The sequence below is a fragment of the Curtobacterium sp. MCBD17_035 genome (assembly GCF_003234815.2).
In the GTDB taxonomy this organism is placed as follows: Bacteria; Actinomycetota; Actinomycetes; order Actinomycetales; family Microbacteriaceae; genus Curtobacterium.
This window is the reverse complement of sequence record NZ_CP126279.1, coordinates 2311549-2334126: the sequence shown is the minus strand read 5'-3', so window position 1 is coordinate 2334126 and position 22578 is coordinate 2311549. Positions and strand designations below refer to the sequence as shown.

Sequence of the window (22578 nt, the reverse complement as noted above, 5' to 3'; positions counted from 1 at the left end):
GTGGAGCCGTCCGACCATCCACCCCGCCGTCATCACCAGGAGTCACCCCATGGCCGAGTTCTCCACCCGCGCGATCCACTCCGGGCAGGAGCCCGACGAGCGCACCGGTGCGGTGGTCCCGCCCGTGTTCCTCACCTCGACGTTCGTGCAGGACGGCATCGGGCGGATGCGCAACGGGTACGAGTACTCACGGTCCGGCAACCCCACACGTGACTCCCTGCAGGAGCAACTCGCCGACCTCGACGGTGGCGTCCGGGCGTTGTCGTTCTCGTCCGGCCTCGCCGCCGAGGACGCCCTGCTCCGCGCCGTCCTCGCGCCGGGCGCCCACGTCGTGATGGGCAACGACGTCTACGGCGGCACCCACCGCCTCGTGAACCGCCTGCACGTGCCGTGGGGGGTCGAGCTCACCACCGTCGAGATGAGCGACCTCGACGCGGTGCGCGCCGTCCTCCAGGCAGGGGAGCCCGGCCCCACGGTGGTGCTCTGGGTCGAGACGCCGACGAACCCCCTGATGAAGATCGTCGACATCGCCGCGCTCGCCGCGATCGGGCACGAGGTCGGCGCACTCGTCGTCGTCGACAACACGTTCGCGTCCCCGTACCTCCAGCAGCCGCTCGCGCTCGGTGCCGACGTCGTCGCGTACTCCACCACGAAGTACCTCGGTGGCCACTCGGACGTGGTGGGCGGTGCGATCGTGCTGCGCGACGAGGAGCTCGCCGAGCGCGTCGGCTTCGTGCAGTTCGCCGCAGGAGCGATCTCCGGGCCGATGGACGCCTGGCTGACGACCCGGGGCATCAAGACACTGGCGGTCCGGATGGAACGGCACTCGGCGAACGCGCAGGCCGTCGCCGAGGCGCTCGTCGGGCACCCGGCGGTCGAGCGGGTGTTCTACCCGGGCCTCGAGTCCCACCCGGGTCACGCGATCGCGGCGAAGCAGATGCGCGGGTTCGGCGGCATGCTGTCGGTCGCGCTGACGGGTGGTCCGGAGGCCGCACGCCGGTTCGCCGAGTCCACCGAGGTGTTCCAGCTCGCGGAGTCGCTCGGTGGTGTCGAGTCGCTCATCGGATACCCGAGCGAGATGACCCACGCGTCGGTCAAGGGCACGGAGCTCGCGGTGCCCGAGCACGTGGTCCGCCTGTCGGTCGGCATCGAGGACGTCGCCGACCTCGTGGCCGACGTCGAGCAGGCCCTGACGCGGTGACCATCCCGCCCGGGCGCGCGGCGAGGCCGGGGCGCGCGGGCATCCTGGGACGCGGATACGTCCTGCCGACCGTCGGCATGGTCGCGATCGTCGCCGTCAGCGCGTTCCAGAACCTGGCGATGGCCACGATCATGCCGGTGATCAGCCGCGACCTCGATGGCGAGGCGCTGTACTCGCTGGCCTTCGCCGCGCCGCTCGCCGCAGGGGTGCCGGGCATGGTGGTGGCCGGCACCTGGGCGGACCGGTCGGGGGCACGCGTGGTCACGATCGTCTCCGCGCTGCTCTTCGCGCTCGGCACGGCGATCGTGGCCCTGGCGGGGTCGATGCCGGTGTTCCTCGGCGGACGCCTCGTCGAGGGCTTCGGCGCGGGGGCCCTCACGGTCGTGCTGTACGTCATCGTGTCGCGGATCTACCCCGAGCACCTGCACGGACGGATCTTCGCGGGCTTCGCCGGCGCGTGGGTCGTGCCGGGCCTCGTCGGTCCGGCGGCCGCCGGTGTCGTGACGGACACGTGGGGCTGGCACTGGGTGTTCGTCGGCGCGCTCGTCATCGCCGTCGGTTCGTTCGTCCTCCTGCTGCCGAGCCTCCGGCGTCTCCCGGTCCCCGACGTCGCGGACCGACCAGCGTGGCCGGGCCCGCGCATCGCCTGGTCCGCCGTCGCGGCCGTCGCGGTGCTCGGGCTCAACACCGCCCCGGACCTCGCCGGCGCACTCGGGCCCCTCGTGCTCGCCGTCGGACTCGTGGTCGCGGTGGTCGGGCTGCGCCCCCTGCTGCCGGTGGGGACGTTCCGGGTCGCACCGGGCCTCCCGACCGTCGTCGTGATGCGCGCCGTCGCCGGCGCCGCCTACATGGGCAGCGAGGTGTACCTGCCGTACCTGCTCCAGGCGCACCACGGGTTCAGCCCGTCGGCGGCCGGTGTCACCCTGACCCTGGCGGCGATCAGCTGGGCCGCCGCGAGCTGGGCCCACGGCCGGATCCCGGAACGGGTGCTCACGGCGCGCCGCACCTTCAGCATCGGACTGACGCTCGTGGCGCTCGGGCTGCTCGCCGCGTTCGTCGTCGCCGTCACCGGTGTCCTGCCGGTCGTGATGATCGCCGGGTGGTTCGTGGCGGGTGCCGGCATGGGGATCGTCTACCCGCGGACCTCGATGCTCACACTCCGGCTCAGTGACCGCGCGGACCAGGGATCCGCGAGTTCTGCCCTGGCGATCGGCGACGCCACCGGCGCGGTCGTGGGGCTCGCGATCACGGGCGTCGCCTTCACGGCGTTCGGGGGTCGGGCGGCCACCGTGTCGTTCGCGGTGGTGTTCGGCGCGATGACGCTCGTGGCGCTCGCCGGCCTGGCCCTCGTCCGCCGCGTCGGGCCCGTGCCCGCCCCGCGCGGGTGACGGAGCGGGCGACGCGGCGGTGCCGGCCGTCCCGCCGTGTGTAGCGTGGGGCGCCGGGCGACCAGGGAGGACGTGATGCGGCGGGGCAGGACGGTGGCCGTGGTGACCCGGTGCGTCATCCTCGCCGCGGTGGTCGCGGTCGGGCCGGCCGCCTGCGCGGCGGAGGACGGCACGACCCCGACGCCGGTGCGGAGCACGGACCTCACGGGGGCCGACGGCGGGTTCGACGAGCACGCGCGCATCGCCGTCGTGGTGCCGGCGGGCGCATCGGCCGGCGGCACGCGCGGAGCCAAGGCCGACGCGACCGCCGACGCGACACCCGGCGCGACGCAGCCCGGCGCGATCGCCACACCCACGCCGGGACTCGACGGGGCCTTCCGATCCGCGCTCACTGCATCCGGCTACGTGCCGGACGTGCGCATCGCCTCCCGTCCGGACGCGCAGTCCGCGGCGATCGTCGCCGCGGCGATGGCCGGGGCGAAGGTGGTCGTGGTCGAAGCGGTCGACCCGACGGCGTTGGCCGCGGCGGTCCAGCGCGCGCAGGACGCGGGCGCGGTGGTGGTCGCGATCGGGGAACCCCTGCGGAAGGGGGGCGTGTCACGGCCGGTCGTCTCGGACTTCCGGCTCCCGGTGGGGAGCAGCGATGCCGACCTCGTCCGCCGAGTGGTCCGGCTCACCGACCGGCTCCAGGAGGGACGCCGCCCGTCCGGGGAGTGAGCGCCGTCGGACCGTCGTCCGGCGACGGGCATCCGTGGCACGCTCCGGCTGGCGGCTGGTGGCTGGTGGCTGGTGGCTGGTGGCTGACGGCAGCCGGCAGGGGGCCCGGATCGCTCTGGGCGTCCTCCCAGCCGTGCTGCCCACCGAGCGGATCGTCGCCTGCCTCCGCGCGGCGCGGAGCTGTGCGTCCGCTCAGGATCCGGACCGCGCCCGGGGCACGGCGACCGTCCCGCGATGTGCTGACTGTCCCGCCGGGGACCCCCCAGATTAGGGTCAGCACACGAATCTCCTGGAGCTCCCTGGGTCTCCTGGACAACGGTCAGAGAGGACAGTAGTGCCAACTCCCAAACTCACCCCTCATCGACGAGTCCTCGTCGGTGTCATCGCCGCGGCGTGCGTCGCCGGCACCTCGCTCCTCGCCGCGGCCCCCGCCAACGCGGCCACCCGTGCGCCGCTGGGCAACTCCGTCCCGTCGTGGGCGACCCACGCGAACGACAGCGGGACCGTCGCCGCCGACACGAGCGTGGAGGGCGAGGTCTACCTGCCGCTCCGCGACCTGGCCGGGGCGACCGCCCTCGCCACGGCGGTGTCGACGCCCGGCAACCCGCAGTACCGCACGCCGCTGTCGCCGGCCGCGTGGATCGCGAAGTACGCGCCCACCAAGGCCGACGTCGACCAGGTGACGAGCTACCTGCGCGCGCAGGGCCTGACGATCTCGGGCGTCCCCGCGAGCCACCAGTACGTGGTCTTCCGCGGTCCCGCTGCCACGGTCCAGAGCGTCATGGGCACGACGCTCCACGAGTACCGCCACGACGGTCGCTCGCTCGTCGCGCCGTCCTCCACGCCGTCCCTGCCGACCGCGATCGCGGCGAAGGTCTCCGGTGTCAGCGTCGACCAGGGCCGGTTCACCACGCGTCCCGAGATCGTCGGGCAGGGGCAGACGCCCGCCGCCACCACACCGTCGCACGTGTTCGCTCAGTCGACCACGGCGCCGGCCGCGGTGAACGCGCAGTGCTCGGCCTACACCGGGCAGCACACCGCGACCGTCCCGGCCGCGTACGGCACGACCACCGTCGACACCTTCAACTGCGGCTACATCCCGTCGCAGCTGCGGTCCGCCTACGGTGTCTCGGCGCTCGAGGCACGGGGCGTCCAGGGCCAGGGGCAGACCGTCGCGATCATCGACGCGTACGCGTCGCCGACGATCATCCACGACACGAACACCTACTCGGCCAGCCACGGTGAGCCCCAGCTGACGAGCAGCACGTTCTCGCAGAAGATCCCGTCGGTGTCGCAGTTCACCGACCAGGAGGCCTGCGCGGAGCCGAGCGGCTGGCAGGGCGAGGAGACGCTCGACGTCGAGTCCGTGCACGCGGTCGCGCCCGCGGCGTCGATCCTGTACGTCGGTGGCACGAACTGCGGCGGGGGCCTGGACATCGCGATGTCCCGGATCCTCGACGGCGGCCTGGCCGACATCGTCAGCAACAGCTACGGCAACACCGGCGAGGACGTCCCGCTGTCGACCCTGCAGGGCGAGGAGAACATCCAGCTGCAGGCCGCCGGCGAGGGCATCGGCCTGTACTTCTCGAGCGGTGACAACGGCGACGAGACGGCGGCCCTCGGGCAGCCCGAGCCGGACTTCCCGGCCTCGTCCCCGTGGGTCACGGCGGTCGGCGGGACGAGCCTCGGCATCGACGCGGCGGGTCGCAAGGCCTACGAGACCGGCTGGGGGGACACGCTCGACAAGATCGTGTCGACGAACGGCACGGACTCCTACGCGGCACCGCTGCCCGGCAACCTGTTCGGTGGCGGCGCGGGTGGCGGTGCGAGCACGTACTTCGCCCAGCCGAGCTACCAGAAGGGCATCGTCCCCGCCGGTCTCGCGAACGGCAAGCGCGTCTCGCCGGACCTCGGGGCGCTGGCCGACCCGTACACCGGGTTCTCGATCGGCATCCGTCCGATCAAGGACGACAGCACGCTCGCCGCGGCGGCCTACGAGACCGAGACCTACGGTGGGACCTCGCTCGCGTCGCCGATCACGGCGGCCCTGATGGCGCTCGTCCAGCAGACGACCCACTCGCGGATCGGGTTCGCGAACCCGACGCTCTACGCGGTCGACCGCGTGGCCCCGTCGCTGTTCAACGACGTGACCCCGCCAGCCTCGCCGATCGCGCTGGCGTACACGAGTGCCACGAGCGGGAACAGCTACCTGGTCACGCTCAACACGGACACGTCGCTCACGACCGCGCGCGGCTACGACGACGTCACCGGCCTCGGCTCGGTGTCGTTCGACCTGCTCACCGCGCTCGCGAAGGCGAAGGTCTAGTCGACCGGTCCGACGCACCGCCGCGGGAGCACGAGACGCCGGGTCCCCACGAGGGGCCCGGCGTCTCGCCGTTCCCGCCGGGAGGCCCGGAGCGCCCCGTCAGGCGACCCGCGGGCCTGGCGGGGTCAGCGCCACCAGGCGGGGAGCGACGCGGTGATCGTGTCGACGAGCGCCTTTCGTGACCGCCGCGGACCGGCGACCCAGACGGTGATCGCGCCGACGAATCCCTGTGCGACGAACCCCGCGGCGACGTCGTGGAGGACCTCGGGCCGGTCCTCGGGCGCCATGCCGGCGATGTGCGCGACGCACGACACCCGGAAGTGCTCGGCGAGCAGCCGATGCAGCGAGGCGTCGTTCGGGTCGGGGAGTGCCCACCGGTAGATCTCGCGGTGCGCGACGATGTGCTCGACGACGGCGCTGATGCCCCTGCGGGTGATCGTGCTCGGGTCGGCGCCCGGGACCTCGCGGAGCGCGGCGTCCTCGTCGCGGATGCTGTCGAGCTCGGGCGTCAGGACGTCGGCGAGGAGCGAGCCGGGGGAGACCGCGTGGGAGTAGAACGTCGCGCGGTTGATGCCAGCGGCGCGCGTGACGTCCGCGACGGTGATGGCCGACACCGGCCGGTCGGCTGCGAGCCCGAGGATGGCCCCACGCAGCGCCGCCGTGGTGTGCAGGATCCGCGCGTCGACCATGGTCATCACCCCTCTGTGGACGCCCCGACGCTACCAGGAGGGCGGGTCGCGGGGCCGGTTCGCGCACGGGCCGCGCCGATGCACGCAGAAGCGCGGCCCGCCGTGCGCGGGCCGATGCGGACCCGTAGCATTGGTCCCGGACCCGAATCGATTCGACCGGCGACCACCCCTCACCCCGGAAGGCCCTCCTCCCCGTGACCGCCCCTGCCACCGGCGCCCTGACCGTCGTCCACCCCGGCGACGCTCTGCGTCGCTCCCAGCGCCTCGTCTACGTGGTCGTCCTCGGCGCGCTCACGGCGCTCGGGCCGTTCACGATCGACCTCTACCTGCCCGCGTTCCCGTCGCTCGAGCGTGCCTTCGACATCAGCGCCGGAGCGGTGCAGCTCACGCTCACCGCCACGACGGTCGGCTTCGCCGTCGGCCAGCTCCTCGTCGGGCCGTGGAGCGACCGCGTCGGGCGGCGGCTCCCGCTCATCCTCGCCACGTCCCTCCACATCGTGGCCTCGGTGGCCGCGTCCCTCGCGCCGAACCTCGAGACGTTGGCCGTGCTCCGGTTCCTCCAGGGGATGGGCGCCGCGGCGGGCGTCGTCGTGGCCATGGCCATGGTGCGCGACCTCTTCGGGGGCATCCCGCTCGTGCGCATGCTGTCGCGGTTGGCGATGGTGAACGGGCTCGCCCCGATCCTGGCCCCGCTCATCGGCTCGCAGATGCTGCGCGTCGTCGACTGGCGTGGGGTGTTCGTGTTCCTGGCCTGCTACGGGGCGGTGGTGATCATCGCGATGATCAGCCTCATCGTCGAGACGCTCCCGCGCGAGCGCCGCCACGACGTCGGACACGCGTCGGTACGGGACCGGTACCGCGCACTGTTCTCGGACCGGGTGTTCGTCGGCGTCGCGCTCATCGGAGCGATGGTGTTCAGCGGCCTGTTCTCGTACCTGTCCGCGTCGCCGTTCCTGTTCCAGCAGGTGTACGGCCTCAGCACCCAGCAGTACGGCGTCCTGTTCGCGGTCAACTCGTTGGGCGTCGTGATCGGCGTGCAGGTGTCGTCGCGCCTCGCACGGCGCGTCGGCCCGCAGTGGATCCTCGCCTGCTCCACCGCCGTCCTGCTCGTCAGCGCGGTCGCCATCGCCGTGTTCGACTCCGTCGGGGTGGGGCGCGCGGGCGTGTTCGTGCCCCTGTGGTTCTTCATCTGTGCGTGTGGGTTCTCGTTCCCGCAGATCCAGGTGCTCGGGCTCGCAGCCCACGGCAAGGAGGCCGCGACGGCGGCGTCACTGCTCGGCGCGATGAACTTCGGCGTGGCCGGCATCATCTCGCCGGTCGTCGGCCTGCTCGGCATCGGCTCCGCCGTGCCCATGGCCGAGGTCATGGCCGCCACCGCCGTCGTGGCCGTGTTCGTGCTCTGGTTCGTGGTCCGGCCGCGCACGGTGCCGGCGCTGTCGCACTGACCCCGGATCCGCACCGCCGAGGGTGCGGCCCGACGTCAGTGAGCGATGCGTCCCGCGGTCTCCGCGACGAGCGCCAGGACCACGAGCGACCCGACCCCGACCGCGATCCCCAGGATCGCCATCGGCCGCTCGTACCAAGCGCGACTCTGCGGGTACAGGCGGTGGAACTCGCGCAGCGGCATGGGCTTGGTGAGCTCCGTGACCCGTGCGTCCAGTGCCTCGGCGAGGTGCCCGAGCGCCGTGTCGTCCCACAGCACGCCCCGCATCCGGAAGAGCGGATGCCCGGACTCGGTCAGCGCGACGAGCTGGCGGGTCGTGCGGTCCACGGACGGACCGAACGTCGTCGCGAGCACGACCCGGTGCACATGCGCACGGTCGAGCACGACGCGTGGTCCGAGCAGCCCGCGCATCTCGACGTGGTGCGAGCCGACGCCGGCGTACACCGTGCGGAACCGGACCACGAGCAGCGAGGTCAGCACCGCCGCGACGACCGCGACGGTCCCCACCGGCGCGACGAACCCGAGCGGGAACGACACCCACACGAGCGCGACCGCGAGTGGCACCGCGGAGAACAGGATGCTCAATGCGGTGCTCCGCAGGAACGCCCCGCTCGGCCGCACCACGAGGTGCGCCCTCCCCGGCGTCGCCCTGACGCGTGCCGTCGTCTCCCCCACGGATGCTCCTCGCCCCTCACGGTCCGGCGGCCACCGGGAGCCGTCCCGGTGGTCCGACGCGACGCCCCTGCCGCTGCCGGATCTCGGCCGTCACCGGTGACGGAGCGGCCTGCGAGCGTCAGCCTAGGGCCTGACCCCCGCGCCGTCCCAGCGTTGTGGAGGTGATCTGCGGATCCCCGCGACGTGGGGTTCGACCGGGTCCGGCAGGTGGGGGACCGGAGCTCCGGTGCGGGCGGTGACGGGCCTCCCGGGCGCGCCACGCGAGGGGCGACGGACGGGAATCGACGGTCGATCGTGGCGGAGGATGGGGGATTCGAACCCCCGAGGGCTTGCACCCAACACGCTTTCCAAGCGTGCGCCATAGGCCACTAGGCGAATCCTCCGGGCGTCGCCCTGTGGCGACGACACCCCATGGTACAGGTCCGGAGGCGGGCCGACGACCGCGACACCGCGCCCTGGGGCGGCACCCGGCCCCCGGTCCTACCCTGGGGAGGTGTCGACCCGCATCTACATCACGTCAGCAGAAGGGCACACCGGCAAGAGCACCGTGGCCCTCGGGGTGCTCGAGACCCTCGCGCGGACCGTCGGCCGGGTCGGCGTCTTCCGGCCCGTGGCGCGGTCGACCGCCGAGCGGGATTACGTCCTCGAGCTGCTGCTCCAGCACACATCGGCGGGCATCGACTACGACGACGCCGTGGGGGTGACCTACGAGGACGTCCACGCGGACCCCGACGGGGCGCTCGCCACGATCGTGAACCGGTTCGCGCTCGTCGAGCGGCAGTGCGACGCGGTCGTCGTCGTCGGTTCCGACTACACCGACGTCGGCAGCCCGACCGAGCTGTCGTACAACGCGCGCATCGCGGCGAACCTCGGCGCACCGGTCCTCCTCGTGCTCGGCGGGCGGAGCAGCTCCGAGCGCGGCGCCCGGACCGGCGACGACGTCCGACAGATCGCGGAGTTGACCACGAGCGAACTCCGCGCCGCCCACGCGTCGTTGCTCGGGGTCGTCGCGAACCGCACCGCGCCCGAGCGCATCGACGAGGTCGTCGCCGGCATCCGCAGTGCGATCGCGACAGAGCACCCGGGCACGCCGGTCTGGGCGATCCCCGAGGACGCCGTGCTCGTCGCCCCGACGGTGCGTGCCGTGCTCGCCGCGACGGACGCCACCCTGGTCAGCGGTGACGAGGCCCTGCTCGACCGCGAGGCCCTCGGCACGGTGGTCGCCGCCATGAGCATGGAGAACGTCCTGCCCCGGCTCATCGAGGGCGGGATCGTCGTCGTCCCGGGCGACCGCACCGACGTCCTCATCGCGACGCTGCTCGCGAACGACTCGGAGACGTTCCCCTCGCTCGCCGGGGTCGTCCTCAACGGCGGGTTCGAGACGTCGCCGCAGATCCAGCGCCTCCTCGAGGGTCTGTCGAGCACCCTGCCCATCGCCCGCAACGGGCTCGGCACCTACGACACGGCGCTGCGGATCACGCAGACCCGGGGGCGCCTCGCGGCGGACTCGCCGCGCAAGACCGACCTCGCCCTGTCGCTGTTCGAGCGGCACGTCGACGCGGACGAACTCCTCGCCCGGCTCGAGGTCGGACCGTCGTCCGTCGTGACGCCGCTCATGTTCGAGCACGGTCTGATCGACCGTGCTCGGGAGCTCCGGAAGCGCATCGTCCTGCCCGAGGGGGACGACGACCGGATCCTCCGGGCCGCGTCGACGCTCCTGCAGCGCGACGTCTGCGACCTCACGATCCTCGGGGACCCGACGGCGGTCCGCACCCGCGCGGCCGAGCTCGGGCTCGACCTCGACGCCGCCGACGTGGTCGACCCCTCCGCCGAACCGCTCCGTGAACGGTTCGCCGAGGAGTACGCCCGTGTCCGCGCACACAAGGGCATGACCGTCGAGCTGGCGCGCGACCGGGTGACGGACGTGTCCTACTTCGGCACGCTCATGGTGCACCTCGGCCTCGCCGACGGCATGGTGTCCGGAGCCCGGCACACCACCGCGCACACGATCCGCCCCGCGTTCGAGATCATCAAGACCCGGCCCGACGTGTCGATCGTGTCGAGCGTGTTCCTCATGGCGCTCGCCGACCGCGTCCTCGTGTACGGCGACTGCGCCGTGGTGCCGGACCCGACCAGCGAACAGCTCGCGGACATCGCGACGTCCAGCGCGGCAACGGCCGCGCAGTTCGGCATCGAACCGCGCGTCGCCATGCTCAGCTACTCGACCGGGGACAGCGGATCCGGGGCGGACGTCGACAAGGTGCGGGCCGCCACCGCGTTCGTCCGCGAACGGCACCCCGAGCTGCTCGTCGAGGGCCCGATCCAGTACGACGCCGCCGCCGACCCCACCGTCGCCCGCGCCAAGATGCCGGACTCGCCGGTCGCCGGCCGCGCGACGGTGTTCATCTTCCCGGACCTCAACACCGGCAACAACACGTACAAGGCCGTGCAGCGGTCCGCCGGCGCGGTCGCGATCGGGCCCGTCCTGCAGGGGCTGCGCAAGCCGATCAACGACCTGTCGCGCGGCGCACTCGTCGGGGACATCGTCAACACCGTCGCGATCACCGCCATCCAGGCCGGGACCAGCGCCGAACCCAGGAAGCAGGCATCGTGACCACAGCACTCGTCGTCAACTCCGGATCGAGCTCCTTCAAGTACCAGCTCATCGAGCTCGAGGGGGAGCGCATGCTCGCGTCCGGGCTGGTCGAGCGCATCGGGGAGTCCTCCGGCGCCACCAAGCACACGAACGCCGTGACCGGCAAGTCCACCTCGAACGACGACGCCCACGTGCCGGACCACGCCGCCGGGTTCCGCGCGATGCTCGACGCCTTCGCCGCCGTCGGACCCTCGTTCGACGACGAGCCGCCCGCCGTCGTCGGCCACCGGGTCGTCCACGGCGGCACCGACTTCGACCGCGCCACCGTCATCACGCCCGAGGTCGAAGCGCGGATCGACGCCCTGTCCGCCCTCGCACCGCTGCACAACCCGGCCAACCTCGAGGGGATCCGGGCCGCACAGCACGTGTTCGCAGACGTGCCGCAGGTCGCCGTCTTCGACACCGCGTTCCACCAGACCATGCCGCCGGAGGCCTACACGTACGCGATCCCGGCGGACCTCGCGCAGCGCTACGCGATCCGGCGGTACGGCGCGCACGGGACGAGCCACAAGTACGTGTCCGAGCAGACCGCGGTGTTCCTCGGCCGCCCGCTCGAGCAGCTCAAGACGATCGTCCTGCACCTCGGCAACGGGGCGTCCGCGGCCGCGATCGACGGAGGGCGCAGCATCGAGACGTCGATGGGCCTGACGCCGCTCGAGGGGCTCGTCATGGGGACCCGCTCGGGCGACCTCGACCCCGCGATCCTCATCCACCTGCACCGCGAGGCAGGCATGTCCTTCGAGGACCTCGACACCATGCTCAACAAGCAGTCGGGCCTGCTCGGACTCACCGGGAACGGGGACATGCGGGACGTCCAGAGCGACGCGTCCGAGGGCGACGACCGGGCGGAGGCGGCGCTCGCCGTCTACCGGCACCGGATCCGCCGGTACGTCGGCGCGTACACCGCCCAGCTCGGCGGCCTCGACGCCGTCGTGTTCACGGCGGGTGTGGGCGAGAACAACGCGCTCCTGCGGCGCCGGGTCCTCGCCGGGCTCGAGCACCTGGGGATCGAGGTCGACCACGACCGCAACGACCTGCACTCCAGCCGTGCGCGGCGGATCTCGACCGACCACTCCCGGGTCGCGGTGCTCGTGATCCCGACGAACGAGGAGCTGGAGATCGCGCGGCAGTCCGCCGCTGTGGCACTGCACTGATCTACCGGACTCGCGGGCTCGCCCGGCGTCGGCGTCGGCGTCGTGGCGCCGCTGGCGCGTCCCCTGATCTCCAGCGCGCGCCGCTGCTGCCGCCCGGGCTGATGCGGGCCGTGACCCGCCGCCGCCTCAGATGCGGGCCGTGGCGCGCCGCCGCCTCAGAGCGCCGCGAGCGCCTCGTGGATCGGCACGTCGCCCGACGTGAGCTCGAACTGGCGACCGATCGCGGCACCCGCGAGCAGGGCCTCCAGGACGACCGCCGCGACGTCGGCCCGCGAGACGGAACCACGGGGCACCTCGGTGCCGGCGCGGACGGTGCCCTGGCCCGGGGTGTCGAGGAGACCTCCGGGACGCACGATCGTCCACTGGAACCCGCGTGCGCGGATGTTCGCGTCCGCCTCCGCCTTCGCCCGCAGGTAGACCTGGAACACCGCGCGGTCGTCCGCGGCCGGCAGGACCGCCGTGGCCGGGTCGTACGAGTCGGCGCCCATGGCCGAGATGAGCACGTACCGCGGCACCGAGACCCGCGAGGCGGCGTCGGCGAGCAGGATCGCGGCGTCGCGGTCGACCGCGAACTTGCGTTCGGCACCGCTGTTCGGTCCGGCGCCCGCCGCGAACACGACGGCGTCGGCCTGCTCGAGGTCCACCGCCAGGTCGTCCTCGTCCATCTGCTCGAGATCCCGGACGATCGCGGTCGCGCCGGTGGCCTCGACGTCGGCGACATGCGCCGGGTTGCGGACGATCCCGACCGCGTCGTGTCCCGCCTGCGTGATGAGTCGTTCGAGCAGCAGGGCGATCTTGCCGTGTCCTCCGGCGATGACGATCTTCATGCCTCCACTGAACCGCCCGCGGCTGAGTGCGCGTCGATGAACGGGCGAGGCGTCCGCTAGACTGTCGGCGGCTCCTCACGTGACGCCATCCAGGCCAACTCCCCCAGGGCGGAAACGCAGCAAGGGCAACCGGGCTCTGGCGGGTACGTGGGGAGTCTTCTCGTTCCGCCGCCGCCCGCTGGAACCGGTCGATCACGGTTGCTCGGAGACCGCTGCAGGGGACCGGTGGCGCTGTCCGGCGTCCGGCGCGGACCGCCACGGCCGGCACCGACCCCCCGTTCCCCGGGTCCGGTCCGCGGTGCGCGTCCGCCGGATCAGCTGCGGCCGCTGGGCAGCGGCGCGGACGCGGCCCTGACACGCATGAGGGAGCGGCGGACGAGGATGACCCGAACATCGTCGTCCGCCGCTCCGAGGGGCCGGGGCGGCGATGACCCGAACACCGACGCGCCCCGGCTTCCGGGGGCCGAGGCTCCCGGAGCCCGCGATCAGGCGCTCGTCGTGGTGCCGTTCCGAGCCCGGCCAGCCGTCCGCGCCACGGCGGTCCGGACGATCGTCCGGCGCAGCGTGCACGGCAGCGTCAACCGCTCGTTCATGAGCTCGACTCCTGATCCTGATCCGCCACGGATGGTCCTGCGATGGTCGGTCGCGCCGTGGCCGTAGGTGGACGATACCGCTCCACGGACTGATCGGTACGCCCTTTCTGGGTCGACGTCCAGGTTCGCCAGCGAGCGCCGGGACCACGAGCTGACATCGCCGGGGTCTGTGGAGAACGACCCCCGGTGTCGGCGGCGCCGATTACCCTGGTCGCGTGGTCACCGCCTTGTATCGCCGTTACCGGCCCGAGAACTTCGCCGAACTCATCGGCCAGTCGCAGGTGACCGATCCGCTGCGGACAGCACTCCGGGCAGACCGCGTCAACCACGCCTACCTCTTCAGCGGACCGAGGGGTTGTGGCAAGACCACGTCGGCACGGATCCTCGCGCGGTGTCTCAACTGCGCTCAGGGCCCGACGGACACGCCATGCGGAGTGTGCCCGAGCTGTGTGGAGCTGGCGCGGGACGGCGGTGGGTCGCTCGACGTCATCGAGATCGACGCAGCCAGCCACAACGGCGTGGACGACGCACGCGACCTCCGCGACCGCGCCGTGTTCGCCCCGGCACGCGACCGCTACAAGATCTTCATCCTCGACGAGGCCCACATGGTCACGCCGCAGGGGTTCAACGCACTCCTCAAGTTGGTGGAGGAACCACCGGAGCACGTCAAGTTCATCTTCGCGACGACCGAGCCCGAGAAGGTCATCGGGACCATCCGCTCGCGGACCCACCACTACCCGTTCCGGCTCGTGCCGCCGGCGTCCATGCTCGAGTACGTCGAGCAGCTGTGCGCGCAGGAGTCCGTGTCGGTGGCGCCCGGTGTCCTGCCGCTCGTGGTCCGGGCCGGCGGGGGATCGGTACGGGACACCCTGTCGCTCCTCGACCAGCTGATGGCCGGGAGCGAGGACCGCACGATCGCCTACGACCGCGCGGTCGCACTCCTCGGGTACACCGATGCCGCCCTGCTCGACGACGTCGTCGACGCGCTCGCCGTGGCGGATCCGGCCTCGGCGTTCTCGGCCGTCGACCGCGTCGTGCAGACAGGTCAGGATCCGCGTCGCTTCGTCGAGGACCTGCTCGAACGGCTCCGCGACCTCATCGTCGTCGCCGCCACCAACGAGGGCGCTGCGGCCGTGTTGCGCGGAGTCTCGCCCGAGGAACTCGAGACGATGACGCGGCAGGCGGCCGTCTTCGGCGCGGTCGGGCTCTCGCGCGCGGCCGACATCGCGAACCGTGCGCTCACCGAGATGACCGGCGCGACGTCGCCCCGCCTGCACCTCGAACTCATGGTGGCGCGGATGCTCGTGCCGGAGAGCGACGACAGCCAGCGGGGCGCCCTGGCGCGCGTCGAGCGCCTCGAGCGTCGCGTCGGCGTCGGTGACGCCGGGGGCCAGACCGGTTCTGCGCCCGTCGCTGTCGTCACGTCAAGCGCACCGGCTGCCGCACCCGCGCGGACGCCGGTCGCGCCGATGCCGGCCGCGCCGACCCCCGCTTCGACCCGAGCCACCGCTGCTGCCGCCCCGGCCAGCGCGTCCGGGACCGAACGGGCCGACGATGACGAGCAGCGCGCGGTCCCCGGCGCGGTCGAGGTCGTCCCCACGGCCGGCAGCGCGCCCTCGGGCGCGGGCTCGCCCTCGTCGACCGGCGTCGGCGCGGCGCTCGCGGCCTCGCCGGCGGTCCGGGCCGTCGGCGAGCTGGGCGTGCAACAGGTGCGGGACAGCTGGCCGCAGGTCGTCGAGCACGTGCAGCGCGCTCGGCGGTCCGCCTGGATGGTCGTCGTGACCGCGCAGGTGACCGCCTTCACGGACGACGTCCTCACACTGACGTTCCCGAGTCAGCAGGACGTCGCGTCGTTCAAGCAGATGACCGACCCGAAGGACAGCGTCAGCGAGTACCTCCGGGCCGCCATCCTCGATGTCCTCGGCGTCCGTGTGAAGTTCGTTGCTCGCGGGCCGGCACCCGCCGGGTCGAACCTGGACGCGGGACGGCCCGCATCCGAGCGTCAGGCGGTGCCGGAGCGTCAGGCGACACCCGAGCGTCAGGCGGTGCCGGAGCGTCAGGCGACACCGGAGCGTCAGGCGGTGCCGGAGCGTCAGCCGACACCCGAGCGCCAGGCGGTGCCGGAGCGCCAGTCGACACCCGAGCGCCAGTCGGCGCCCGAGTCCGCACCGGCGGCGCCGACGCGCGACGGCGCTCGCGGATCCTCCGAGCAGAGCAGCGCGCAGGTGCCGGCCTCAGCCGGGGGATCGGCGCCAGCAGCCGCGCCTGCTCCGTCCCGAGCATCCGCAGCCGCGCCGGCCCCCGCGCCCACCGGCCCGGTCACCGACTGGGTGGTCGCGACGATCCCGGCGTCCGATCCCACTGCAGATGCCGTCCCGGACGACGTCGAGCCGTCGTGGGCCGCGCCCTTCGGGGTGGCGTCGAGCCCGGACGGCACGGCACCGGCCGCCGTCGCGCCAGCCGGACGGACGGGCGGTGCGCCCGCGGGTGCCGCGACGAGCGCGCCCGCTGCCGGTGCCGTCCGTGGTCCGGCCAGCACCCCGGCTGTCGCAGGCGGACCGAGCGACGTGCCGGTCGACGACTACCCCCTCGACGACGAGCCCTACGACGACGGAGCGCCGTTCCCGGACCCGGGCCCGTCGGGTCGATCCGCCGCGGGGCCCGTACCCACCGGAGGACGAGCACCGTCGGCGTCCGCGCCCCGCGGGGGCGGCACCCCAGCTCCCGCCCGGACGGCCCCGTCGGCGCCGGAGCGGCCCGCCCGTGTGCCGGTCCCCGGACGCTACGGCGAGGCGGTCGTCCGTGAGATCCTCGGGGCCCAGTTCATCGAGGAGACCACGCTCGACAGCAGCGGGTCCGGAGGCTTCTGACCATGTACGACGGCATCGTCCAGGACATCATCGACGAGTTCGGCCGTCTGCCGGGGATCGGTCCGAAGTCCGCGCAGCGGATCGCGTTCCACATCCTGCAGACCGAGTCGTTCGACCCGACGCGCCTCGCGGAACTCCTCATGGCGGTCAAGGAGAAGGTCCGCTTCTGCGAGGTCTGCGGGAATGTGACCGAGACAGAACGCTGCAGCATCTGCCGCGATCCCCGCCGCTCGCCCGCGGTCATCTGCGTGGTCGAGGAGGCCAAGGACGTCGCCGCGATCGAGCGGACCCGTGAGTTCCGCGGGCTGTACCACGTGCTCGGCGGCGCGATCAGCCCGATCGACGGCGTCGGCCCCGACGACCTCCGCATCCAGGGTCTGCTGACGCGGCTCGCGGACGGCACCGTGGACGAGGTCATCATCGCGACCGATCCGAACCTCGAGGGCGAGGCGACGGCCACCTACCTCAGCCGGCTCCTCGTGCCGATGGGGGTCCGGACGACGCGCCTCGCTTCCGGACTCCCGGTCGGTGGGGATCTCGAGTACGCCGACGAGGTCACGCTCGGACGCGCTTTCGAGGGGCGCCGGCTCGTGGGCGGTTGACCCGGGCCTCCCGGTCGACGGGCGCCGGTCGGCGACCGCCCGGGGTCGCTGCGTGCGGCGTGCGCGCGACGCAACAGTCCGAGGACACTCGGTAGAATCGGCGGACCGCGTCCGTGGGAGTCCAGGAGTTCGTCAGTGGCATTGATCGTGCAGAAGTTCGGTGGGTCGTCCGTCGCGGACGCCGAGAGCATCAAGCGCGTGGCCAAGCGGATCGTCCAGACGAAGAAGGCCGGCAACGACGTCGTCGTGGCCGTCTCCGCGATGGGCGACACGACGGACGAGCTCCTCGACCTCGCGAGCCAGGTCACCCCGTTGCCGTCCGGTCGCGAGCTGGACATGCTCCTCACCGCGGGCGAGCGGATCTCGATGGCGCTGCTCGCGATGGCGATCAAGAGCCTCGGGGTCGAAGCCAGCTCGTACACCGGCAGCCAGGCGGGCATGCTGACCGACGCCCAGCACGGCCGTGCCCGGATCGTCGACGTCACCCCGAAGCGCGTCCGTGAGGCCCTCGACGCCGGGCACGTGGCGATCGTCGCGGGGTTCCAGGGCTTCAACCGCACGACGGGTGAGATCACCACCCTCGGCCGCGGTGGCTCCGACACGACCGCCGTCGCCCTGGCCGCTGCCCTCGGTGCTGACGTGTGCGAGATCTACACCGACGTCGACGGCATCTTCAGCGCCGACCCGCGGGTCGTCCCGAAGGCGCGCAAGATCGACCGCATCACGAGCGAGGAGATGCTGGAGCTCGCGGCCGCGGGCGCCAAGGTCCTCTACATCCGCGCCGTCGAGTACGCCCGGCGGCACGGCGTCACCCTGCACGTCCGGTCCTCGTTCAACAACACCGAGGGCACCATCGTCTACAACCCTGCCGAGGGGGAGTCCGTGGAAGAACCGATCATCACCGGCATCGCTGGCGACCTCTCCGAGGGCAAGATCACGGTGGTCGGCGTGCCCGACCAGCCGGGCAAGGCGGCCGAGATCTTCACGACCGTCGCCCGGGCCGGCGCGAACATCGACATGATCGTGCAGAACGTCTCCGCCGCGGCGACCGGCCGCACCGACATCTCGTTCACGCTGCCGAAGTCGCAGGGCTCCGGGGTCCTCACCGCGCTCGAGGCCTCGAAGGCGAGCATCGGCTACGAGACCGTGCAGTACGACGACCAGATCGGCAAGCTCGCCCTGGTCGGTGCCGGCATGCGGACGAACGCCGGGGTGTCGGCGCAGCTGTTCCGTGCGCTCCACGAGGCCTCGATCAACATCGAGATGATCTCGACGAGCGAGATCCGGATCTCGGTCGTCACGCGGGCCGACACCCTGAACGAGGCGATGCGCGTCGTCCACTCGGCGTTCGGTCTCGACGCCGACGTCGAAGCCGTCGTCTACGCCGGCACCGGCCGGTAGACAGGAGACACCATGAGCGAGCTCACCGTCGCCGTCGTCGGCGCCACCGGGCAGGTCGGCACCGTCATGCGCCGTCTGCTGGAGGACCGTGCCTTCCCCGCCACGACGGTCCGGTTCTTCGCCACCGCCCGCTCCGCAGGCACGACGTTGCCGTTCCGGGGCGAGGACATCGTCGTCGAGGACTCGGCGACCGCGGACCCGACGGGCATCGACATCGCTCTGTTCTCCGCCGGGGCATCGGGATCCCGGACCCTGGCACCGCGCTTCGCCGCCGCGGGGGCGCTCGTCATCGACAACTCGAGCGCCTGGCGGATGGACCCGGATGTCCCGCTCGTCGTGAGCGAGGTCAACCCGCATGCGATCGACGAGGCACGCAAGGGCATCATCGCGAACCCGAACTGCACGACCATGGCGATCATGCCGGTCCTCAAGGTGCTCGATGCCGAGGCCGGTCTGCGCCGGCTCGTCGCGACGACGTACCAGGCCGTCTCCGGCAGCGGCCTCGCCGGCGTGGAGGAACTGCTCGGGCAGGCCCGGGCGGCGCTCGAGCAGGACGCCGCAGCCCTCACGCACGACGGCTCCGCCGTGACCTTCCCGGAGCCCACGAAGTACGTCGCGCCGATCGCCTTCGACGTCATCCCCCTCGCGGGCAGCATCGTCGACGACGGCTGGGGCGAGACGGACGAGGAGCAGAAGCTCCGGAACGAGAGCCGCAAGATCCTCGAGCTGCCCGACCTGCTCGTCGCGGGGACCTGCGTCCGGGTCCCGGTGTTCACGGGGCACTCGATCTCGGTGAACGCGGAGTTCGCGCGCCCCCTGACGCCGGAGCGAGCGTCGGAGGTCCTCGCCGCCGCACCGGGCGTGCAGTTGTCCGAGGTCCCGACGCCCCTGCAGGCTGCCGGCGCCGACCCGAGCTTCGTCGGGCGGATCCGGACGGACCGTTCGGCACCCGAGGGGCACGGGCTCGCCCTCTTCGTCAGCAACGACAACCTCCGGAAGGGTGCCGCGCTCAACGCGGTCCAGATCGCGGAGGCGGTGCTCGCCCGCCGCGCGGTCGTCGCCTGACCCAGGCCGTGCCTCCCGGCCCCGGCGCAGCCGGTGTCGGACCGCCGCCGGTAGGATCATCGGGTGCCAGAGAAGCCAGTGCAGCCGTTGGACGTCGTCCTGATCGGCGGTGGCATCATGAGCGCGACGCTGGGCGCGCTCATCCACCGTCTCGAGCCGGACTGGTCCATCCGGATCTACGAGCGCCTCGCCGACGTCGCCGAGGAGTCCTCCAACCCCTGGAACAACGCGGGAACCGGGCACTCGGCACTCTGTGAGCTGAACTACACGCCGGAGCTGCCCGACGGTTCCGTGGACATCAGCAAGGCCATCGGCGTCAACGAGCAGTTCCAGGTCTCGCGGCAGTTCTGGGCGCACCTCGTCGAGACCGGCGCGCTCGCCGCTCCCGAGACCTTCATCAACCCGACGCCGCACATCAGCTTCGTCTGGGGCGAGGACAACGTGTCCTACATGCGCACACGGTACGAGGCGATGAAGGACCACCCGCTCTTCGCCGGCCTCGAGTACAGCGACGACGCACGCCAGATCCGCCGGTGGGCGCCCGCGCTCATCCCCGGCCGGAAGCGGTCGCAGCCCATCGCGGCGACGTACTCGCCCGCCGGGTCCGACGTCGACTTCGGTTCCTTGACGCGTCAGCTCGTCGACGGGCTGCGCCGGGACGGCGTCCAGTTCGAGTCGAACCACGTCGTGAAGAACCTGTCGCGCCGGAAGGACGGCACCTGGGAGCTCCTCGTCAAGAACGAGGTGGGGCAGTCGAGGTCCCGCATCGCAGCGAAGTTCGTCTTCGTGGGTGCCGGCGGTGGCGCGCTCCAGCTCCTCCAGCGCTCCGGCATCCCGGAGATCCGCGGCTACGGCGGGTTCCCCGTGAGCGGTGAGTTCCTCCGCTCCGACGACCCGGCGGTCGTGGTCAAGCACGCCGCCAAGGTCTACGGCAAGGCGTCGGTCGGTGCGCCGCCCATGTCGGTGCCGCACCTGGACACGCGGATCGTCGACGGTCAGGCGAGTCTGATGTTCGGGCCGTACGCCGGGTTCAGCCCGAAGTTCCTCAAGCAGGGCTCGTGGTCGGATCTCTTCCGGTCGATCCGGCTCCACAACCTGCGGCCGATGCTGTCGGTCGCGTTCTCGAACATGGACCTGGTCCGCTACCTGGTCGGGCAGCTGCTCGCGAGCCGGTCCCGCAAGTTCGCCGCGCTCCGGGACTTCATGCCGTCGGCACAGCCGGGGGACTGGCACCGGATCACGGCGGGACAGCGCGTCCAGGTCATCAAGCCCGACCGCGAGCGAGGCGGTGTCCTGCAGTTCGGCACCGAGGTCATCACCTCGGCGGACGGCAGCATCGCCGGGCTGCTCGGCGCCTCGCCCGGGGCGTCGACCGCGGTGCCGATCATGCTCGGGCTGCTCGAGCGCTGCTTCCCCGACCGCCGGGACCACTGGGCGGATGCCATCCGGGGGATGGTGCCGACGTACGGCAAGCGGTTGTCGGACGACCCGGCGCTCGCTGACGAGACGCTCACCCGGACCGCGGCGACGTTGCACCTCCACCGCTGACCGCCGCCGCTTGACCTCCGTTCGAACACGTGTTCGAATGGGGGCATGCGGTGGGACGGCCAGACGATCGATGCCTCGGACGACGCGATGCTCCCCGGGCTCGCGTCGAACCGCGGGTTCGTCCGGAGCGTGACGACGCCGGAGTTCGCCGGGGTCACGTTCCATGAGGTCCTGGCCAAGTCGGCGCTCAACCGGGTCGGCGGCCACGACGGCGGCGTGTGGGGGTGGACGATCAACCCCTACCGGGGCTGCAGTCATGCCTGCGTGTACTGCTTCGCCCGCCCCACCCACGCCTACCTCGAGTTCGACGCCGGAGCGGACTTCGACCGGCAGATCGTGGTCAAGACGAACGTGTCCGAGGTCCTCACGCGTGAGCTGGCGCGACCCTCGTGGGATCGTCATCCCGTCGCGCTGGGCACGAACACGGACCCGTACCAGCGTGCCGAGGGGCGGTACCGGCTCATGCCCGGGATCATCCGCGCGCTCGCCGACTCGGGCACGCCGTTCAGCATCTTGACGAAGGGCACCTTGCTCCGTCGCGACATCCCGATCCTCGCCGAGGCCGCGGAGCGCGTCCCGGTGGACCTCGCCATGTCCATCGCCGTGTACGACGACGACCTCCAGCAGTCGGTGGAACCAGGGACGCCCTCGACGGCCGCGCGCTTGGCGACCGTGCGCGCGGTGCGCGACGCCGGACTCGACTGTTCCGTGTTCCTCATGCCGATCCTCCCGTACCTCACGGACACCAAGGCGCACCTGACCGATGCGGTGGGCCGTGCGGCGGCGGCCGGGGCGACGAGCGTGGTGTTCTCGGCCCTGCACCTCAAGCCGGGCGTCAAGCCGTGGTTCATGGACTGGCTCGGACGACGCCACCCGGACCTCGTCGAGCGCTACCGGCGGATGTACCTCGATGCCGCGTACGCACCGCGGGACTACCGACGGTGGCTCTCGGAGCGGATGCGGCCGATCCTCGCCCACCACGGCCTGCCCATGGGGCGAGTGGACCCGGCGACGGGCTCCATGGGATTCCACGACGGTTCGCCACTCAAACGGGCCGCGGCGTCCTTCGGTGACGAGGTCGGCGAGGCACAGGGCGCTGCGTCGGCTGCGGCTGCTGCGGCGACCCCGGTGGCCCCGGCAGCAGCTGCCCGGATCCTCCCGGCAGTTGGGGCCCCGGCGGTGCCGACCGCCGTGTCCCCGACCGCGGCAGGCCGCGCCCGAGGGGACCTCGACGTCGCCGCAGGGTCGGCCGTCACCCTGTTCTGACGTCGTCCTCCACGCCCGGCGAGCATGGTCGCGCGGGCGCTGCCTCCGCCGACGTCGGGGGCCGGCTCTCGGGCTCGGGTCCGGGCATTCGGGGGACACACCATGGTCGCGACGGCCCGCTACAATCAGGTCAACCCGAGCCAACTCCACTGTTCG

Annotated in this window: 16 protein-coding genes, 1 tRNA gene and 1 other RNA gene; 14 read left to right on the top strand and 4 right to left on the bottom strand. The window is 72.4% G+C overall.

All coding sequences use genetic code 11. The features are described from left to right. Window positions 1–49 precede the first annotated feature (49 nt). The 4 genes from DEI93_RS10960 to DEI93_RS10945 all read left to right on the top strand — a co-directional run bounded on the left by DEI93_RS10960 (window position 50) and on the right by DEI93_RS10945 (window position 5632). On the top strand, window positions 50–1201 hold the full coding sequence (locus DEI93_RS10960; RefSeq protein WP_111119241.1) for a cystathionine gamma-synthase: 1152 nt from the start codon (window positions 50–52) through the stop codon (window positions 1199–1201). Beyond that, window positions 1198–2589 (top strand): MFS transporter, encoded by a 1392-nt coding sequence (locus DEI93_RS10955; protein ID WP_111119242.1) that lies wholly within the window; start codon window positions 1198–1200, stop codon window positions 2587–2589. The genes DEI93_RS10960 and DEI93_RS10955 overlap by 4 nt, the downstream gene beginning before the upstream one ends. A gap of 102 nt (window positions 2590–2691) precedes the next feature. Then, complete coding sequence (locus DEI93_RS10950; protein WP_284158413.1) at window positions 2692–3306, top strand: type 1 periplasmic-binding domain-containing protein; 615 nt, start codon at window positions 2692–2694, stop codon at window positions 3304–3306. Window positions 3307–3640: 334 nt separating this feature from the next. Next, the gene (locus DEI93_RS10945) at window positions 3641–5632 is read left to right on the top strand and encodes a S53 family peptidase (RefSeq protein ID WP_258372043.1); all 1992 of its coding nucleotides are present in this window, start codon (window positions 3641–3643) and stop codon (window positions 5630–5632) included. 125 nt (window positions 5633–5757) lie between these two features. Here DEI93_RS10945 and DEI93_RS10940 read toward each other — a convergent pair whose 3' ends face one another. Then, window positions 5758–6327: a TetR/AcrR family transcriptional regulator gene (locus tag DEI93_RS10940; protein ID WP_111009461.1), complete on the bottom strand. Its 570-nt coding sequence runs from the start codon at window positions 6325–6327 to the stop codon at window positions 5758–5760. A gap of 188 nt (window positions 6328–6515) precedes the next feature. Between DEI93_RS10940 and DEI93_RS10935 the strand changes: the two genes are divergently transcribed. Next, window positions 6516–7766: a multidrug effflux MFS transporter gene (locus DEI93_RS10935; protein ID WP_111009462.1), complete on the top strand. Its 1251-nt coding sequence runs from the start codon at window positions 6516–6518 to the stop codon at window positions 7764–7766. 35 nt (window positions 7767–7801) lie between these two features. Here DEI93_RS10935 and DEI93_RS10930 read toward each other — a convergent pair whose 3' ends face one another. Together DEI93_RS10930 and DEI93_RS10925 are read right to left on the bottom strand one after the other, a co-directional pair. Then, window positions 7802–8440 carry a hypothetical protein gene (locus DEI93_RS10930; protein WP_111119244.1) on the bottom strand — a complete coding sequence of 213 codons (639 nt, stop codon included), beginning with the start codon at window positions 8438–8440 and terminating at the stop codon, window positions 7802–7804. 295 nt (window positions 8441–8735) lie between these two features. Further along, a tRNA-Ser gene (locus DEI93_RS10925) sits at window positions 8736–8823 on the bottom strand. A 110-nt stretch (window positions 8824–8933) separates the two neighbouring features. Between DEI93_RS10925 and pta the strand changes: the two genes are divergently transcribed. Together pta and DEI93_RS10915 are read left to right on the top strand one after the other, a co-directional pair. Beyond that, complete coding sequence (gene pta / locus DEI93_RS10920) at window positions 8934–11054, top strand: phosphate acetyltransferase (RefSeq protein WP_111036798.1); 2121 nt, start codon at window positions 8934–8936, stop codon at window positions 11052–11054. Next, window positions 11051–12250, top strand: a complete 1200-nt coding sequence (locus DEI93_RS10915; RefSeq protein ID WP_111119245.1) for an acetate/propionate family kinase — start codon at window positions 11051–11053, stop codon at window positions 12248–12250. The genes pta and DEI93_RS10915 overlap by 4 nt, the downstream gene beginning before the upstream one ends. A gap of 155 nt (window positions 12251–12405) precedes the next feature. Here the strand turns inward: DEI93_RS10915 and DEI93_RS10910 are convergent, their stop codons facing one another. Then, window positions 12406–13077 (bottom strand): SDR family oxidoreductase, encoded by a 672-nt coding sequence (locus tag DEI93_RS10910; protein WP_111036796.1) that lies wholly within the window; start codon window positions 13075–13077, stop codon window positions 12406–12408. 66 nt (window positions 13078–13143) lie between these two features. Here DEI93_RS10910 and ffs point away from each other — a divergent pair. The 7 genes from ffs to DEI93_RS10875 all read left to right on the top strand — a co-directional run bounded on the left by ffs (window position 13144) and on the right by DEI93_RS10875 (window position 22422). Beyond that, an RNA gene (ffs, locus tag DEI93_RS10905) (signal recognition particle sRNA small type) lies at window positions 13144–13240 on the top strand. A 645-nt stretch (window positions 13241–13885) separates the two neighbouring features. Next, window positions 13886–16540 (top strand): DNA polymerase III subunit gamma and tau, encoded by a 2655-nt coding sequence (locus tag DEI93_RS10900; RefSeq protein ID WP_111119246.1) that lies wholly within the window; start codon window positions 13886–13888, stop codon window positions 16538–16540. Between the two features lie 2 nt (window positions 16541–16542). Then, on the top strand, window positions 16543–17142 hold the full coding sequence (gene recR / locus DEI93_RS10895; RefSeq protein WP_111119247.1) for a recombination mediator RecR: 600 nt from the start codon (window positions 16543–16545) through the stop codon (window positions 17140–17142). Between the two features lie 135 nt (window positions 17143–17277). Further along, complete coding sequence (locus tag DEI93_RS10890) at window positions 17278–18543, top strand: aspartate kinase (protein ID WP_111071341.1); 1266 nt, start codon at window positions 17278–17280, stop codon at window positions 18541–18543. A 12-nt stretch (window positions 18544–18555) separates the two neighbouring features. Further along, complete coding sequence (locus DEI93_RS10885; RefSeq protein ID WP_111009470.1) at window positions 18556–19608, top strand: aspartate-semialdehyde dehydrogenase; 1053 nt, start codon at window positions 18556–18558, stop codon at window positions 19606–19608. Window positions 19609–19671: 63 nt separating this feature from the next. Further along, the gene (locus DEI93_RS10880) at window positions 19672–21156 is read left to right on the top strand and encodes a malate:quinone oxidoreductase (protein ID WP_111119248.1); all 1485 of its coding nucleotides are present in this window, start codon (window positions 19672–19674) and stop codon (window positions 21154–21156) included. A 45-nt stretch (window positions 21157–21201) separates the two neighbouring features. Continuing rightward, window positions 21202–22422, top strand: coding sequence for an Rv2578c family radical SAM protein (locus DEI93_RS10875; protein ID WP_111119249.1), 1221 nt, complete (start codon window positions 21202–21204; stop codon window positions 22420–22422). Window positions 22423–22578: the final 156 nt, after the last annotated feature.

Coding starts and splice junctions, on each gene's coding strand:
- DEI93_RS10885 (WP_111009470.1), top strand. CDS start 18,556: ATGAGCGAGCTCACCGTCGCCGTCGTCGGCGCCACCGGGCAGGTCGGC.
- DEI93_RS10875 (WP_111119249.1), top strand. CDS start 21,202: ATGCGGTGGGACGGCCAGACGATCGATGCCTCGGACGACGCGATGCTC.
- recR (WP_111119247.1), top strand. CDS start 16,543: ATGTACGACGGCATCGTCCAGGACATCATCGACGAGTTCGGCCGTCTG.
- DEI93_RS10960 (WP_111119241.1), top strand. CDS start 50: ATGGCCGAGTTCTCCACCCGCGCGATCCACTCCGGGCAGGAGCCCGAC.
- DEI93_RS10910 (WP_111036796.1), bottom strand. CDS start 13,077: ATGAAGATCGTCATCGCCGGAGGACACGGCAAGATCGCCCTGCTGCTC.
- DEI93_RS10940 (WP_111009461.1), bottom strand. CDS start 6,327: ATGACCATGGTCGACGCGCGGATCCTGCACACCACGGCGGCGCTGCGT.